Origin of the sequence: Streptomyces sp. NPDC047072, from assembly GCF_040643855.1 — a bacterium.
GTDB lineage: Bacteria > Actinomycetota > Actinomycetes > Streptomycetales > Streptomycetaceae > Streptomyces.
Genome location: NZ_JBEYVC010000044.1, coordinates 49,376 through 64,648, shown reverse-complemented (window position 1 = coordinate 64,648; position 15,273 = coordinate 49,376). Strand labels below are relative to the sequence as shown.

Below are 15,273 nucleotides of genomic sequence, written 5' to 3'. Positions count from 1 at the left end.
ACGAGGGGGCCTCGCCGCCGGCGCCCGCCGTGCGCTCGGAGCCGCCCCAGATGCGCTTGTAGGAGTTGACCCACTGGTTGGTGACGGCGGAGATCAGCCCCCAGGGGGCCGGCCCCGGCGCGGCAGCGGCCCGGTGTCCTCGGGCAGTCGTCCGGCCTCCCGCAGAGCGCGTCGCAACAGGAACTCGATCTGCGCGTTGGTGGACCGCAGCTCATCGCCGGCCCACCGGGCGAGCGCGTCGTGCACCGAGGGGTCCAGCCGCAGCAACACCTGCTTGCGCTGCGGCCGGCCTTGAGGGGTCGAACCCCCGGAGGGAACCGTCACTGGTAGAGGGTCCCGGTGTTGAGGACCGGCTGCGGGGCCCGGTCGCCGCACAGCACCACCATCAGGTTGGACACCATCGCCGCCTTGCGCTCCTCGTCCAGCTCCACGATGTCCCGCTCGGTGATCCGCGCGAGCGCCTCCTCGACCATGCCGACCGCGCCCTCCACGATCTGCCGCCGGGCCGCGACGACCGCCCCCGCCTGCTGCCGCTGGAGCATCGCCGAGGCGATCTCGGGCGCGTAGGCGAGGTGTGTGAACCGGGACTCGATGATCTGCACACCGGCCGCCTCCACGCGCGCGTGCAGCTCGGTGGCGAGCTTCTGGGTGATCTCGTCGGCGTTGCCGCGCAGCGAGAGCCCCGCCTCGTCGTGGGCGTCGTAGGGGTACTCGATGGCGATGTGCCGTACGGCCGTCTCGGTCTGGGTGGCGACGAACTTCACGTAGTTGTCCACCTCGAAGGTGGCCTGCGCGGTGTCCTGGACCTTCCACACCACGACCGCGGCGAGCTCGATGGGGTTGCCGTAGGCGTCGTTGACCTTGAGGACGGCGGTCTCGTGGTTGCGCACCCGGGTGGAGATCTTGGTGCGCGAGGTGAAGGGGTTCACCCAGCGCAGGCCGTCCTGGCGGATCGTGCCCCGGTAGCGGCCGAAGAGCTGCACGACCCGGGCCTCGCCCGGCGCGACGGTGTTGAGACCGCGCAGCGAGATCACCGCGGCCAGCAGCACGAGCACGCCGAGGACCGGGAGGCCGGCGTTGGTCCCGCCGGAGGCGAACAGCACGACGGCGGCCAGCAGGCCGACCAGTCCGAGCAGCAGCGCGAGCGCGCCGCCGATGCTGTGCGCGGCGAACTCCCGCACGCGCGGGGCGGGCATCTCGGGTACGGAGTCGTCCACGGTGTCGTCCATGGTCATGAGGGTCCCCCATCTATCCAGAAGATGTCTTAGTGATATCACTTTACCCCGCCACGGCAACCCTCAAGCCTCTCCGTCGGTCTGGTTCCTAGGGGACAGGTGCTGATTCTCACGCCCGCGAAACCCGTCCGAGGTACGGGCCGCAGGCGTTCTGTCATATAGAGCGGTGTTAGTTTTCTGAGCTGACCTGAGCCACGAACCTGTGTGGCCGCCGATGAGGAAGCGGAGCGAGTCGACCCATGGGACGAGCGGAAGAGAGAAGAGCGCGACAGCGCGGTGGACGCCGCGCGGCGCCCCCCACACGCTCGCCCGAGGCGGCGGGTCCCACACGCTCCTCCGAGGCGGCGGGCACCACCGTGGTCGGCCCCGCGCCGACCGGCGGCCGGGCCGCCGCGCGCCGGGCGGCCCAGGGCAGGGGCAAGGCCAAGGGTAAGAAGGCCGGTAAGAAGTCCTTCATACGCCGGCTCTTCGGCTGGAAGGTGCTCCTCGGCTCCTTCCTCGGCTTCTGCCTGCTCGGCATCGGCGCCTTCGTCGTGCTGTACATGATGATCGGCGTGCCCAAGGGCAACGCGGCCGCGGAGCAGCAGAGCAACATCTACAAGTACAGCGACGGCTCGGTCATGGCCCGCGAGGGCGACACCAACCGCGAGATCGTCGACCTCTCCGAGGTGCCCAAGGAGGTCCAGCACACCTTCGTCGCGGCGGAGAACAAGACCTTCTACACCGACGCCGGCATCGACCTCAAGGGCACCGCCCGAGGCATCCTCAACACCCTGTCCGGCAAGGGCAAGCAGGGTGGCTCCACGATCACCCAGCAGTACGTCAAGAACTACTACCTCGACCAGGACCAGACCGTCACGCGCAAGCTGAAGGAACTGGTCATCTCGCTGAAGGTGGACCGGGAGAAGACCAAGGACTACATCCTCGCGGGCTACATCAACACCAGCTACTACGGCCGCGGCGACTACGGCATCCAGGCCGCCGCCCAGGACTACTACCGCGTCGACGCCAGCAAGCTCAACGTCCAGCAGGGCGCCTATCTCGCAGCCCTGCTCCAGGCCCCGAGCCAGTACGACTGGGCGGTCGCCACGCCGACCGGCAAGAAGCTGGTCCAGGCGCGCTGGAACTACGTCCTGGACAACATGGTCGAGCAGGGCTGGCTGGACAAGGCCGAGCGCGACAAGATGACGTTCCCGGTGCCCAAGGCGCCCAAGACGGACCCCGGTCTCGACGGCCAGAAGGGCTACTTCGTCAAGCTCGCCAAGCAGCAGCTGGAGAAGCAGCTGATGGCGAAGGAGAACCTCACCCAGGACGAGGCGGAGGCCCGGGTCGAGAACGCCGGCTGGAACATCACCCTGAACATCGACAAGAAGAAGCAGGCCCAGCTGGAGAAGGCCGTCAAGACCCAGCTGACCGACAACCTGGACCCGAAGAAGCGGGCGGTCGACAAGAACATCCAGGCCGGCGCGGTCTCCGTCGACCCCAAGACGGGCAGGATCCTCGCCCTGTACGGCGGGGAGTCGTACACCAAGCACTACATCAGCAACGCCAACCGCACCGACTACCAGCCCGCCTCCACCTTCAAGCCGATCATTCTGGCCGCCGCCCTGGAGAACAAGTCCGAGACCCAGGACGGCAAGTTGATCGGCGCGAACACGATCTACGACGGCACCAGCAAGCACCAGGTCGAGGACAACGGCGTCAAGGTCGGCTTCGCCCCCGAGAACGAGGACGAGGCCGACTACGGCAAGGTCACCGTCCAGACCGGCATGAACAAGTCCATCAACTCCGTCTTCGCGCAGATGGGCGTGGACGTCGGCATGGACAAGGTGCTGGAGACGGCCGGCAAGCTCGGCATGGACACCGACAAGATGAAGGCACTGCCCGCCTACACCCTGGGCACCATGGGCGCGAGCCCGATCGAGATGGTCGGCATCTACGCCACGCTCGACAACCACGGCAAGAAGGTCACGCCGACCATCATCAAGTCGGCCGAGCAGGGCGGCGCCGAGTTCCAGATGCCCGACCCGATCGGTGAGCAGGTCATCAGCAGGGAGGCCGCCGACACGGTGACCTCGGTGCTGACCGGTGTGGTCGCCGACGGTACGGCCAAGAAGTCCGTCGCGGACAACCCGGAGCGGGACGGCCGCAAGGTCGCCGGCAAGACCGGTACCTCCGACGACAACCTCTCGGCCTGGTTCACCGGCTACACCCCGGACCTGGTCACCTCGGTCGGTCTGTTCGGCGAGAACTCCAAGACCGGCGCGCAGACCAAGATGTACGGCGCCGGCGGCTTCCCGCGTGTCAACGGTGGTGGTTTCCCGGCGCAGATCTGGGCGGCGTACACCTTCGGCGTGGCGGACACGGACACGAAGTTCGACCTCGACACCGACCAGGGCGCGGCGGTCCAGCCGAGCTCATCCCCGACACCGAGCAACTCCCCGTCGTCCACCCCGTCGGAGACCCCGACCACGTCGGCCCCGTCGAACACGCCGACGACAAGCGCCCCGACGACAAGCGCCCCGACCACCCCGGAGTCGACGCCGACCAACACCCCGACGACGAACGCCCCGACGACCCCGGAGGAGAGCACCACAACCCCGGAAAACCCGTTCGACCCGAACGGAACCCAGTAGCGCAAGAGGGCGCCCGGTGAACACCGGGCGCCCTTCGTCTCTGGTCTCAGCAGGGGTTCACCCCCTGTTGAGCTCGAACCACACAACCTTCCCGGTACTCAACCGAGTAGCCCCCCACCGCCGGGCGAGCCGGTTGACGAGATACAACCCTCGCCCGCCCTCATCCGTAGCCCGAGCCTGCCGAAGCCGAGGCAACTGCGGCACGTCGTCCCCGACTTCGCACCGCAGCACATCGGTCCGCAGCAACCGCAAGGTGACCGGCCGAGTCGCGTACCGCACCGCGTTGGTGACGACCTCACTCACCAACAGCTCCACGGAATCGGTCAAATCCTCCATGTCCCACCGGGCCAGCGCCCGCCGCGCCAGCCGCCGCGCACGGCCCGGCGCCGCATCCTCCGGCTCCAGGAACCAGTACGCCACATCACTCGGCGCGATCCCGTCGAAGCGGGCCGCGAGCAGCGCGATGTCGTCGTCCCGGTCGCCGGGGCCGAGCATGTCGAGCACCTCGTCGCACAGCGCTTCCAGCGGCGGCGGATGGTCAGGACCGGTCAACTGCGCCGTCGCGGCGAGCTTCTCGCGCAGTTGCTCTATCCCGGTCCACACGTCCCGAAGCCGCGACTCCACGAGCCCGTCGGTGTAGAGCAGCAGGGTGGCGCCCGCGGGCGCGTCCAGTTCCACGGCCTCGAAGTCCACGCCCCCGACGCCGATCGGCGCGCCCGGCGGTACCCGGAGGACCTCGGCCCGGCCGCCCAGGTGCAGCAGCACCGGCGGGGGATGGCCCGCGTTGGCGATGGTGATGCGGTGCGATACCGGGTCGTAGACGGCGTAGAGGCAGGTCGCCATGCGGTCCGTACCGAGCCGCTGGGCCTGTTCGTCGAGGTGGTGCAGGACCTCCTGCGGGGGCAGGTCGAGCCCGGCCAGCGTCTGGGCCGTGGTGCGCAGCTGGCCCATGATCGCGGCCGACGTCATGGAGTGGCCCATGACGTCACCGACGACGAGGGCGACCCGGCTGCCCGGCAGCGGGATCGCGTCGTACCAGTCGCCGCCCACGCGGGCCGTCTCGGCGGCCGGGAGGTAGCGCGAGGCCAGCCGGACGCCCGTCGGGCGCGGCAGGGTCTCCGGGAGCATGGTGCGCTGCAACTCGTCGGCGATGTACGCCTCACGGCCGTACAGGACCGCCTTGTCGATGCCGAGCGCGCTGTGCGTGGCCAGTTGGGCGGCGACCAGCAGGTCGTCGGGGTCGAAGGGCAGCCGGTCCGGGCGGCGCAGGAAGAGCGCGGCGCCGATCACCCGGCGCCGGCCGCGCAGCGGCGCGAGGATGGCGCGCCGACCGGTCGGTACGGCGAACTCGCCGCCCTCGCCGAGCAGTTCCGGCAGCGCGGCGCGGGCCGCCGGGGTGTCCGTGAAGACCGGCCGCACCCCGCGCAACACCTCGGCGAGCGCGCTGCCGGGCTGCACCTCGCACAGCTCGCTGCCGAGCGCGTCAAGACCGGAGAACTCGCTCGGGGTCTCCGGGACCGGCACCGGCAGGATGCCGTCCTCCAGGTCCCGCTCCTGCTGCGGGATGCGGTCGCTGCGCCGCAGCCGCAGCACCAGGGGCCCGGTGGGGCGCTCGTCGCCGACCGGCAGCGGGTCGCGCAGATAGACGAGGATCGCGTCGGAGAAGGTCGGCACGGTCGCCCGGCACAGCCCCATCACGATCTCGTCCAGGTCGATGCCGCGGGCGATCCGCCGGGTCGCGGCCCCCACGAAGCGCAGCCGGTCGCCGTCCCGCCGCATGGGCGTGGGGCGGCCCGGGGCCAGGCTCTGTCCGCTACGGCGTTCCTCGCCGTCGGTGCCGTTCGCGGGGAGTTCCTGTTCGCCGCCCGGCTGTTGGGGGACCGTCCCGGGGACGGGCCGCGGGCGGTGGGTGTCCGGCTCGGCCGCGGCCGGCTGGGAGTGCTCGGGGCCGGTGCCGGCCGGATTCATGCCCTGGTCCTTATTCTTGCCGTGCTGGCCGCTCCTGCTGCCCTCGCCGTGGACGCCTGCCGCCGCGTCGGACGCCGGGGAAGGCAGGAGCGCCCCGCGGGGGTCCGTCGGGGTGACGCCCTGCTGCGGGCGTTCGAAGGAGGTCGGGTGCTCCGTCACGCGTGTCGAATCCGTCCGTCCGGGGCTGCGCGCCGTACGCGCAGGGGGTCCCGCCGAAATCCCGATACCCGCAATGTATGTCCCGGGAACGGAATTCCCGCGTGGTCAGAGGCCGTTCCCGGGGCACCGGCACACCGCACGCGGCCTCCGGGGCCCGCGGTGTTGCCCTCGTACGCGTCGCTCACGTCCTGCCGCCCCTCGGTGACGATCGGTCAAGCCCAGTGCCCGCTCCGGTAGTTGCCGCTGCGCGCTCTTGCGGAGGACGATCCTACGTTTGCAGCCCGGGGGCGCATCAAGGGTCTCATGAGGACAGATGCGCGGGCGTACGGTCCCAGTCTTCCGGAAGGAGCGGCACGGACCAGGACGGATCGGGGCGCCAGTGCTGCCAGCCGTCCGAGAACGGCGGGCCCCAGGCGCGGATCACCTCCACCGCGGACCGGCCCGCCCGCCGCACCCGTGCGGCGAGTTCGGCGTCCATCAGTCCGTCCCGCTGGGCCTGCGCGAACTCGTCCTCGTCCCGCCACTGCCAACTGCCGTCCGGATCCACGGTGATGTCCAGGAAGTGGTCCTCGGAGTCCACGCCGCCCTCCCAACGGGTCAGCGGTTCTTCGAGGTTCACGTACCAGTTCTTGAACTCCCAGCCCGGCTCCCAGAAGAGCCACACCGACCAGGGCAGTCCGGGCCGGGCCAGCTTGAGCACACCGGTGCCGAACCAGCGGTCCCGCAGCACCGAACGGGGCTTGGTGTAGCGGGACTCCAGCGGTTCGGTGTGCACGGGCGTGCCGTCGGCCAGCACCGGCTTCACACACTCGGTGCCGGGGGCCATCCACACGGCGAGCAGGTCCTCGTCGTCGCGTACGACGGTGACGGGGCGGGCGATGTGGAACTGCGCGCCGGAGTTCTCCCGGTAGCGCCACAGGATCTGACTCCCGGGCTCCCAGAAGGACGTCGACGTCTGCCGAAGGGCCGTCGAGGGGACCGCTTCCACCGCTCTCACCGCTCCACCGTCTGCCATGCACAGATATTAGGTGCCATAGGCATACGACGCTGCGGTGCGCGTCACGGTTCACGTACCCGGCGTGAATGGTTACGGGTGCGTCATGCGCAGGACATCCAGGGCCTCGTCCAGCTGTTCGGCGCTCAGGTCGCCGCGCTCGACGTAACCGCCCTCCAGCACGACCTGCCGGATCGTCTTCCGCTCCGCCAGCGCCTTCTTGGCGACCCTCGCGGCCTCCTCGTAGCCGATGTACTTGTTGAGCGGGGTGACCACGGAGGGCGAGGACTCGGCGTACTCGCGGGCCCGCTCGACGTGGGCGACGACGCCGTCGACCGTCCGGTCGGCGAGCAGCCGGGAGACGTTGGCGAGCAGGCGTACGGACTCCAGGACGTTCTTGGCGATCACCGGCAGCATGACGTTGAGCTCGAAGTTTCCGGCCGCGCCGGCGGTGGCGACCGTGGCGTCGTTCCCGATCACCTGGGCGGCGACCATGAGGACGGCCTCCGGGATCACCGGGTTGACCTTGCCGGGCATGATCGACGAACCGGGCTGGAGGTCGGGGAGGCTGATCTCCGCGAGGCCCGTCCTGGGCCCGGAGGACATCCAGCGCAGATCGTTGGCGATCTTCGTCAGTCCTACGGCGATCGTCCTGAGCTGTCCGCTCGTCTCCACGATGCCGTCCCGGGCGCCCTGCGCCTCGAAGTGGTCGCGCGCCTCGGTCAGCGGCAGCCCGGTGACCCGGGCGACCTCCTCGATGACGGCGGCGGAGAAGCCGGGCGGGGTGTTGATGCCGGTGCCGACGGCGGTACCGCCCAGCGGCAGCTCGGCGAGCCGGGGGAGGGAGGCGGTGAGGCGCTCCACGCCGTACCTGATCTGGGCGGCGTACCCCCCGAACTCCTGACCGAGCGTCACCGGGGTGGCGTCCATCAGATGGGTCCGCCCCGACTTCACGACGTCGGCGAACTCCTCGGACTTGCGGGTCAGGGCGGCGGCGAGGTGCTCCAGCGCGGGGATCAGGTCCCGGGTCACGGCGGCGGTGGCGGCGATGTGGATCGAGGAGGGGAAGACGTCGTTGGAGGACTGCGAGGCGTTGACGTGGTCGTTGGGGTGCACGTCCCGGCCGAGCCGCTCGGTGGCCAGGGTGGCGATGACCTCGTTGGTGTTCATGTTGGACGAGGTGCCGGACCCGGTCTGGAACACGTCGATCGGGAAGTGCTCGTCCCAGTCCCCCCGGGCGACCTCCGCGGCCGCCTCCTGGACGGCCTCGGCGACGTCCTTGTCGAGCACCCCGAGCCGCGCGTTCACCTTGGCGGCGGCACCCTTGATGTGCGCGAGCGCCTCGATGTGCGCCCGCTCGATCCGCTGCCCGGAGATCGGGAAGTTCTCCACGGCCCGCTGCGTCTGGGCCCGCCACTTGGCGTCCACGGGGACCCGGACCTCACCCATGGAGTCGTGCTCGATGCGGTAGTCACTCATACCTGGTACAGCGATCGGGGCGGTCGGGATGTTCCGGGGCGTGGGCCGCTCGGGTGTCCGTGGGGAGTGTGAGCCAGGTCTCACCCAAGTCGTGCAGCAGTTCGGGCGGTCTCCGCGTCGAGGACGGGTGACAGGAAGGGAGGAACGTGTGGAGACGGACTTCCAAGGTTTCGTCACCGCCCGGTCGGCCGCCCTGTTCCGGGGTGCCCTCGTGCTGACGGGGAACCGGGACGCGGCGCAGGACCTGGTCCAGGAGACCCTGGAGCGGGCCTGCCGCAAGTGGCGCACCATCGCGGCCAAGGACTCCCCGGACGCCTACGTGCGCCGGATCATGGTGAACCTGGCCAACGACCGCTGGCGGCGCTTCCGGCGTACCGCGCCCCAGCCGGACGGCCCCGAGCGGGCCGCGCCGGGCGACGAGTACGGACAGGTCGACAGCAGGGACCAGTTGGTGCGCGCGTTGCAGCGACTGCCCATGCGGATGCGCACGGTCGTGGTGCTGCGGTACTTCCACGACCTCTCCGACGCGGAGATCGCGGCCGACCTCGCCATCTCGCCGAGCACCGTGCGCTCGCAGCTCGCCCGGGGCCTGGAGAAGCTCAGGAGCGAGGTCCCCGCACTCTCCGCCCCTTCACCGCGGCAGCCCCAAGGAGGCATCCGATGACGTCGTTCGATGCGCGGCCCTCCGGCTGCACACCCTTCGAAGAGGAACTGATGAACGCCATGCAGAACTACGCCGACACCGCCGACGCGCCCGCGTTCGACGCACCGGGAATCGTGCGCCGTACCCGCCGCAGGCGGACCGCCGGCATCGCGGCCGTCGCCGCCGTACTGGTGCTGGCCGGCACGGGCACCGCCCTCGCCTCGATGAACGGCGGAGGTGAGGGCGTCCGCGGCACTGTCGCGTCGAGCGGTGCGCCGCGCAGCGGGAAGGACACCGTCGTGGTGGTGGGCAAGCCCGGGGACTCGTTCACCATCGACTTCGCCGGACTCGACCTGGTGCTCGCCAAGGAGCTGCTGGCCAAGGCGAGGCTGGAACTGGGCACGGTCGGCAAGGCGGCCCCCGAGGGCTGCAAGCCCGGTTCGGTGGTCGCGGCCGCCCCGCACAGCCCGACCTTGGTACCGCTGGGCGGCACGGTCGATCTCACCCTCTGCGCCCGCTGAACAACGACGCCCGCCCCTGCCGTAATCAGGGGCGGGCGTCTGTCGGAGGGCCGGGTCAGGCGAGCCCGGGGCCCCGCACCGGGATCGTCGTGAACGTCGGCGCGGGCGCCGGGTCCTGGAAGAAGTCGTTGCCCTTGTCGTCTACGACGATGAAGGCGGGGAAGTCCTCGACCTCGATCTTCCAGACCGCTTCCATGCCGAGTTCCTCGTACTCGACGACCTCGACCTTCTTGATGCAGTCCTGGGCGAGGCGGGCGGCCGGGCCGCCGATGGAGCCGAGGTAGAAGCCGCCGTGGGCGTCGCAGGCGTTGGTGACCTGGGCGGACCGGTTGCCCTTCGCCAGCATCACCTTGGAGCCGCCCGCCGCCTGGAACTGCTCGACGTAGGAGTCCATGCGGCCGGCCGTCGTCGGGCCGAAGGAGCCGGACGCGTAGCCCTCGGGGGTCTTCGCGGGACCGGCGTAATACACCGGGTGGTCCTTCAGGTACTGCGGCATCTCCTCGCCCGCGTCCAGCCGCTCCTTGATCTTGGCGTGCGCGATGTCACGGGCCACGACCAGCGGGCCGGTGAGGGAGAGGCGGGTCTTGACCGGATACATGGTCAGCTCGGCGAGGATCGTCTCCATCGGCTGGTTCAGGTCGATCTTCACGACGTCGGACGACTCGTCCAGGTGCTCGTCCGTCGTCTCCGGCAGGAACCGCGCCGGGTCCGTCTCCAGTTGCTCCAGGAAGACGCCCTCGGGCGTGATCTTCGCCAGCGCTTGGCGGTCGGCCGAGCAGGACACGGCGATGGCGACCGGGCAGGACGCGCCGTGCCGGGGCAGCCGTACGACACGCACGTCGTGGCAGAAGTACTTGCCGCCGAACTGCGCGCCGATGCCGATCTTCTGCGTCAGCTCGAAGACCTTCTGTTCGAGGTCCTTGTCCCGGAAGCCGTGCCCCAGCTCCGAGCCCTCGGCGGGGATCTCGTCCAGGTAGTGCGCGGAGGCGTACTTGGCGGTCTTCAGGGCGTACTCGGCGCTCGTACCGCCGACGACGATCGCCAGGTGGTACGGCGGACAGGCGGCCGTACCGAGCGAACGGATCTTCTCCTCCAGGAACTTCATCATGGAGGCCTCATTAAGGACGGCCTTCGTCTCCTGGTAGAGGAAGCTCTTGTTGGCGCTTCCGCCGCCCTTCGCCATGAACAGGAACTTGTACGCGCCGCCGTCGGTCGCGTACAGCTCGATCTGCGCGGGGAGGTTGGAGCCGGTGTTCTTCTCCTCCCACATGGTGAGCGGAGCCATCTGCGAGTAGCGCAGGTTGAGGTTGAGGTACGCGTCGTAGATGCCCTTCGAGAGGGCCGCCTCGTCGCCGCCCTCCGTCAGCACGTTCTGTCCGCGCTTGCCCATCACGATCGCCGTACCGGTGTCCTGGCACATCGGAAGGACGCCCGCCGCCGCGATGTTGGCGTTCTTCAGCAGGTCCAGCGCGACGAACTTGTCGTTGCCGGACGCCTCCGGGTCGTCGATGATCCGCCGCAGCTGGGCGAGGTGCGCGGGGCGCAGGTAGTGCTGGATGTCGTGGATGGCCTCCTCGGCGAGCTTGCGCAGCGCCTCCGGCTCCACCTTGAGGAAGGTCCGCCCGTCGGCCTCGAAGGTGGAGACACCCTCGGAGGTCACCAGCCGGTAGGGGGTGGTGTCCTCTCCCATGGGGAGCAGATCGGTGTACGCGAACTCAGGCATCTCAGCCCATTCCTCACTCGGCAGACGGTCACCCGCCTCCATTGGCGAGCCTCCCAAGCCTAGAACCTGTCCAAGGACGGCAGCTTGTGAGGTAAGGCTCAGTTCGTTCGCCAAGAGTTGTCCACAGGCCTAGTCGCGATCTATCGCGTTTCGGTACGCTGCTGCCGTGGACCTTCAGAAGAAGACCGAACCCCAGGTCGCCGAGCCCGCGGAGCTGCGCGCCTCGGACGCTGACCGCGACCGCATCGCCGACATCCTGCGCGAAGCCCTCGCCGAGGGCCGCCTCACCGCGGACGAGCACGCCGAGCGCGTCGAGGGGGTGCTGGGCGCCAAGACGGTCGGCGAGCTGGACGTCTTCATCCGGGACCTGCCCGCCGCGCACGGCCGCGGCGCGACCCCCGGCTACAGCCCGGCCCCGAACCGCCCGACCGACGCGATACCCCACGACCCGGACGACAACGTGGTGGCGGTCTTCAGCGCCGCCGTCCGCAAGGGCCGCTACCGCGCGGGCCGCCGGATCCACGCCTACGCGGTCTTCGGCAGTGTGGAGATCGACCTCAGCGAGGCGATCTTCGAGTACCGCCAGGTCGTCATCAAGGCGTTCTCGGTCTTCGGCAGCGTCGAGGTGCGCGTCCCGGAGAACGTCTCGCTGCGCGGCACCGGCGCGGGCGTCCTCGGCAACTTCGAGGTGCACACCCTCGACTCCACCGAGCCGGACGCCCCCGTGGTGTACGTCGACGGCTGGGCGATCCTCGGCAACATCGAGGGCAGGCCCCGGCGCGGCAAGCTCGTCGCGGACATCCTTGATCGGGTCCAGCACAAGGTCGACCGGAGTTTGCGCAAACATCTGGGTCATTAACGGCTGTGAATCCGCCTGGATTCGGAGCGAATCGGTCCAGCCCCGGTCGGGGCCCAGAAGGGCACACGAGCACGCGGAATCCAGCGGTTCGGGACTCAGTGCATAGGCGCGCGCACAGCGGGTAGGGCTTGCTGCATCGTCGCTCACTCGCGAAGCCGTCGTCAGGAGTAGACCGTGCTGCAACCGCCGCATTCGTCCCTGCAGGTAGCTGCTGTTCCGGCCCAGCGGGTGCCAGTGCGGGACAGGGACCAAGACGCTCCATGGCACACCGAGGCGGTGTGCCGGCGCGACGAGGCCGGCCTGTTCTTCGCCCCCTCCAAGGAACCCACCGCCGCCCGGCTCTCCCGCGAGGAGGCCGCGAAGCGGGTCTGCGCCCGCTGTCCGGTCATGGTGGAGTGCCGAGAACACGCCCTCCTGCAACCGGAGCCCTACGGCGTCTGGGGCGGCCTGACAGCGGCGGAACGCCGAGTGGTCCTGGCCCGCAGGCGCCGCCGCGACATCGAACTCCAGAAGGCGGCAAGGGCGGCCCGTATAGCCCAGGCCGGCTGAACACCCGTACAGGAAAAGGCGCCCCCACCGCACCGGGGGCGCCTTCCTGAGCCTTCGGGCTGCTTGGCGCGGGCTACTTGGCCCGGTCGAAGTCGATCGCGCTGTACGCCCGCAGCTTGCGTAGCCGGTGTTCGGAGTCGATCCTCCGTACCGTCCCGGACTTCGACCGCATCACGATCGAGTCGGTCGTCGCGGTCTCCGAGCGGTAGCGCACACCACGGAGCAACTCACCGTCGGTGATCCCCGTGGCCACGAAGAACACGTTCTCCCCGGACACCAGGTCGTCGGTCGTCAGCACCCGGTCCAGATCGTGGCCCGCGTCGATCGCCCGGGCCCGCTCCTCGTCGTCCTTCGGCCACAACTTGCCCTGGATCGTGCCCCCGAGGCACTTCACGGCACAGGCCGAGATGATCCCCTCCGGCGTACCGCCGATGCCCAGCAGCATGTCGACGCCGGTGCCCTCCCGGAGCGCGTAGATCGACCCGGCGACATCGCCGTCGGAGATCAGCTTGATCCGCGCCCCCGCCTCCCGGATCTCCTTGATGATCCCCTCGTGCCGGGGCCGGTCCAGGATCACGACGGTCACGTCCTCCGGCGTGGACTGCTTCGCCTTGGCCACCCGCCGGATGTTCACGGAGACGGGCGCGTCGATGTCGACGAAGTCCGCCGCGTCCGGCCCGGTGACCAGCTTGTCCATGTAGAACACGGCGGACGGGTCGAACATCGACCCCCGGTCCGCCGCGGCCAGCACGGAGATCGCGTTCGGCATGCCCTTGGCCGTCAGCGTGGTCCCGTCGATCGGGTCGACGGCGATGTCGCACTCGGGTCCGGTGCCGTCACCGACCCGCTCCCCGTTGAAGAGCATCGGGGCCTCGTCCTTCTCGCCCTCGCCGATGACGACCACGCCGTTCATCGACACGGTGTGGACGAGCGTGCGCATGGCCCGCACGGCGGCTCCGTCGGCGCCGTTCTTCTCGCCGCGCCCGACCCAGCGGCCCGCGGCCATCGCGGCGGCTTCGGTCACCCGGACGAGTTCCAGGGCGAGGTTGCGGTCGGGGGCCTCGGAGGGGACTTCGAGTTCGGACGGCAGATGATGATGCTCGGTCATCGGAGCGCACCTTTCTGGGATACGGCGACGGCCGGATGAGGGTGTTCGCCCGACTCTATCGTTGAGCAGACAAAATGAGCAGGGGGCCCCACGGATGAGCGGACCGGGCACCTGCGACGATAGGGGGCGTGGCAGGTTCGAACGGCAAGCAGAAGACGGTCCGCAACATGGTCCTCTCCCTGGGAGTGACCATCCTCGCGGCTTGGGTGATCTACCTTTTCGTCCCGCACGACGACTCCGCTCCGGACGTCCCGAAGGTGGACTACCGCGTCGAGCTGGTCACGGCCCGCCGCGCCGCCTCGTACCCGATCGCGGCGCCGCAGGGCCTGTCCGCGGGCTGGAAGGCCACCTCCGTCCGCTACGACGGTGAGCAGTTCGACGCCTGGCACCTGGGCTTCCACGCTCCCGACGGTCAGTACGTGCAGATCGAGCAGTCGACTCAGAAGCCGGCGGTCTTCATCGACGAGGCCAGCCAGGGCGGCGAGGCGACGAAGGAGACCCGGGAGATCGCGGGCCGCACCTGGACGCGCTACACCGGCGGCCGCTACGACGCGCTGGTGTACGAGGGCGACGGGGCGACGACCGTGGTGGCGGGGACGGGCTCGCTGGCCCAGCTGACCGAGATGGCGCGGTCGCTGAAGACGGCGTGAGTGCCGGCCGTACGAAGAAACCGTACGAAGAAGAGGGCCCCGGCCGATCAACAGCCGGGGCCCTCTCCGTGTCGGCCATCTCACACGGTGGTGACGACGTCCTCGTAGGCGAGGCGCGGGGAGCGCGGGAACCAGGCGTCCTCGCCCGGCCTGCCGATGTTGACGACCATCAGCGGGGTGTGGTCGTCGTCCAGGAACTCCTTGCGGACGCCCTCGAAGTCCAGACCGGTCATGGGACCGGCGGCGAGGCCGGCGGCGCGGACGCCGATGATGAAGTACGCGGCCTGGAGGGCGGCGTTCAGCCCGGCGGCACCCTCACGGGCGGGGCGCTCGCTGAAGAAGAGGTCCTTGGCCTGCGGGAAGTGGGGGAGGAGCTGCGGCAGCTCCTCGTGGAACTCGTTGTCCGCGGAGAGGATCGCGACCAGCGGGGCGGTGGCCGTCTTCGGCTGGTTGCCCTCGGCCATGTGCTGGACCAGGCGCTCGCGGGCCTCGGCGGAGCGGACCAGGGTGATGCGCAGCGGGCTCTGGTTGAAGGCCGTCGGGCCGTACTTGACCAGGTCGTAGATCGCCTGGACCTGCTCGTCGGTCACCGGCTCGTCGGCGAAGGTGTTCGCGGTACGGGCCTCGCGGAAGAGCAGGTCCTGGGCGGCGGGGTCGAGAACGAGGGACATATCGGCCTTCTCGGATGAAGCGGGTAGGTGTAACCGACACTAAGCCCGAGAAGTTCAAAGTTCAATCAAAAGTGGAGT

General features: G+C 69.7%; 14 protein-coding genes. 6 read left to right on the top strand and 8 right to left on the bottom strand.

Annotated features, from left to right (window positions below; genetic code table 11):
- Positions 1 to 93 precede the first annotated feature (93 nt).
- Both ABZ896_RS20825 and ABZ896_RS20820 read right to left on the bottom strand, forming a co-directional pair.
- On the bottom strand, positions 94 to 324 hold the full coding sequence (locus tag ABZ896_RS20825; protein ID WP_360930847.1) for a hypothetical protein: 231 nt from the start codon (positions 322 to 324) through the stop codon (positions 94 to 96).
- Positions 321 to 1,229, bottom strand: coding sequence for an SPFH domain-containing protein (locus ABZ896_RS20820; RefSeq protein ID WP_360930844.1), 909 nt, complete (start codon positions 1,227 to 1,229; stop codon positions 321 to 323). Before ABZ896_RS20820 ends, ABZ896_RS20825 begins: the two co-directional genes overlap by 4 nt.
- 245 nt (positions 1,230 to 1,474) lie before the next feature.
- Here ABZ896_RS20820 and ABZ896_RS20815 point away from each other — a divergent pair, with 245 nt between their 5' ends.
- Positions 1,475 to 3,871: a transglycosylase domain-containing protein gene (locus tag ABZ896_RS20815; protein WP_360930841.1), complete on the top strand. Its 2,397-nt coding sequence runs from the start codon at positions 1,475 to 1,477 to the stop codon at positions 3,869 to 3,871.
- 57 nt (positions 3,872 to 3,928) lie between these two features.
- On the opposite strand, the gene ABZ896_RS20810 is transcribed toward ABZ896_RS20815, so the two are convergent.
- From ABZ896_RS20810 to ABZ896_RS20800, 3 genes are all read right to left on the bottom strand, one after another.
- Positions 3,929 to 5,998, bottom strand: a complete 2,070-nt coding sequence (locus ABZ896_RS20810) for a SpoIIE family protein phosphatase (RefSeq protein WP_360930838.1) — start codon at positions 5,996 to 5,998, stop codon at positions 3,929 to 3,931.
- A gap of 301 nt (positions 5,999 to 6,299) precedes the next feature.
- Positions 6,300 to 7,013, bottom strand: a complete 714-nt coding sequence (locus ABZ896_RS20805; RefSeq protein WP_360930835.1) for a DUF402 domain-containing protein — start codon at positions 7,011 to 7,013, stop codon at positions 6,300 to 6,302.
- Positions 7,014 to 7,085: 72 nt separating this feature from the next.
- Positions 7,086 to 8,471 (bottom strand): class II fumarate hydratase, encoded by a 1,386-nt coding sequence (locus ABZ896_RS20800; RefSeq protein WP_360930832.1) that lies wholly within the window; start codon positions 8,469 to 8,471, stop codon positions 7,086 to 7,088.
- A 148-nt stretch (positions 8,472 to 8,619) separates the two neighbouring features.
- On the opposite strand from ABZ896_RS20800, the gene ABZ896_RS20795 reads away from it, so the two are divergent.
- Both ABZ896_RS20795 and ABZ896_RS20790 read left to right on the top strand, forming a co-directional pair.
- Entirely contained in the window at positions 8,620 to 9,135 is a 516-nt protein-coding gene (locus ABZ896_RS20795) for a SigE family RNA polymerase sigma factor (protein WP_360930829.1), read from the top strand.
- The gene (locus ABZ896_RS20790) at positions 9,132 to 9,635 is read left to right on the top strand and encodes a hypothetical protein (protein WP_360930827.1); all 504 of its coding nucleotides are present in this window, start codon (positions 9,132 to 9,134) and stop codon (positions 9,633 to 9,635) included. Before ABZ896_RS20795 ends, ABZ896_RS20790 begins: the two co-directional genes overlap by 4 nt.
- A gap of 55 nt (positions 9,636 to 9,690) precedes the next feature.
- Here the strand turns inward: ABZ896_RS20790 and ABZ896_RS20785 are convergent, their stop codons facing one another.
- On the bottom strand, positions 9,691 to 11,358 hold the full coding sequence (locus ABZ896_RS20785) for a fumarate hydratase (protein ID WP_360930824.1): 1,668 nt from the start codon (positions 11,356 to 11,358) through the stop codon (positions 9,691 to 9,693).
- A gap of 166 nt (positions 11,359 to 11,524) precedes the next feature.
- Between ABZ896_RS20785 and ABZ896_RS20780 the strand changes: the two genes are divergently transcribed.
- On the top strand, positions 11,525 to 12,217 hold the full coding sequence (locus ABZ896_RS20780; protein WP_360930822.1) for a DUF1707 domain-containing protein: 693 nt from the start codon (positions 11,525 to 11,527) through the stop codon (positions 12,215 to 12,217).
- Between the two features lie 174 nt (positions 12,218 to 12,391).
- Entirely contained in the window at positions 12,392 to 12,766 is a 375-nt protein-coding gene (locus ABZ896_RS20775) for a WhiB family transcriptional regulator (RefSeq protein WP_360930819.1), read from the top strand.
- A 73-nt stretch (positions 12,767 to 12,839) separates the two neighbouring features.
- Here ABZ896_RS20775 and glpX read toward each other — a convergent pair whose 3' ends face one another.
- Positions 12,840 to 13,874, bottom strand: coding sequence for a class II fructose-bisphosphatase (gene glpX, locus ABZ896_RS20770; RefSeq protein WP_360930816.1), 1,035 nt, complete (start codon positions 13,872 to 13,874; stop codon positions 12,840 to 12,842).
- A gap of 128 nt (positions 13,875 to 14,002) precedes the next feature.
- Here glpX and ABZ896_RS20765 point away from each other — a divergent pair, with 128 nt between their 5' ends.
- Positions 14,003 to 14,524, top strand: a complete 522-nt coding sequence (locus ABZ896_RS20765; RefSeq protein WP_360930813.1) for a DUF4245 domain-containing protein — start codon at positions 14,003 to 14,005, stop codon at positions 14,522 to 14,524.
- 80 nt (positions 14,525 to 14,604) lie between these two features.
- Here ABZ896_RS20765 and ABZ896_RS20760 read toward each other — a convergent pair whose 3' ends face one another.
- Positions 14,605 to 15,195, bottom strand: coding sequence for a malonic semialdehyde reductase (locus tag ABZ896_RS20760; RefSeq protein WP_360930810.1), 591 nt, complete (start codon positions 15,193 to 15,195; stop codon positions 14,605 to 14,607).
- Positions 15,196 to 15,273 lie beyond the last annotated feature (78 nt).

Coding starts and splice junctions, on each gene's coding strand:
- ABZ896_RS20760 (WP_360930810.1), bottom strand. CDS start 15,195: ATGTCCCTCGTTCTCGACCCCGCCGCCCAGGACCTGCTCTTCCGCGAG.
- ABZ896_RS20815 (WP_360930841.1), top strand. CDS start 1,475: ATGGGACGAGCGGAAGAGAGAAGAGCGCGACAGCGCGGTGGACGCCGC.
- ABZ896_RS20805 (WP_360930835.1), bottom strand. CDS start 7,013: ATGGCAGACGGTGGAGCGGTGAGAGCGGTGGAAGCGGTCCCCTCGACG.
- ABZ896_RS20820 (WP_360930844.1), bottom strand. CDS start 1,229: ATGGACGACACCGTGGACGACTCCGTACCCGAGATGCCCGCCCCGCGC.
- ABZ896_RS20785 (WP_360930824.1), bottom strand. CDS start 11,358: ATGCCTGAGTTCGCGTACACCGATCTGCTCCCCATGGGAGAGGACACC.
- ABZ896_RS20790 (WP_360930827.1), top strand. CDS start 9,132: ATGACGTCGTTCGATGCGCGGCCCTCCGGCTGCACACCCTTCGAAGAG.
- ABZ896_RS20800 (WP_360930832.1), bottom strand. CDS start 8,471: ATGAGTGACTACCGCATCGAGCACGACTCCATGGGTGAGGTCCGGGTC.
- glpX (WP_360930816.1), bottom strand. CDS start 13,874: ATGACCGAGCATCATCATCTGCCGTCCGAACTCGAAGTCCCCTCCGAG.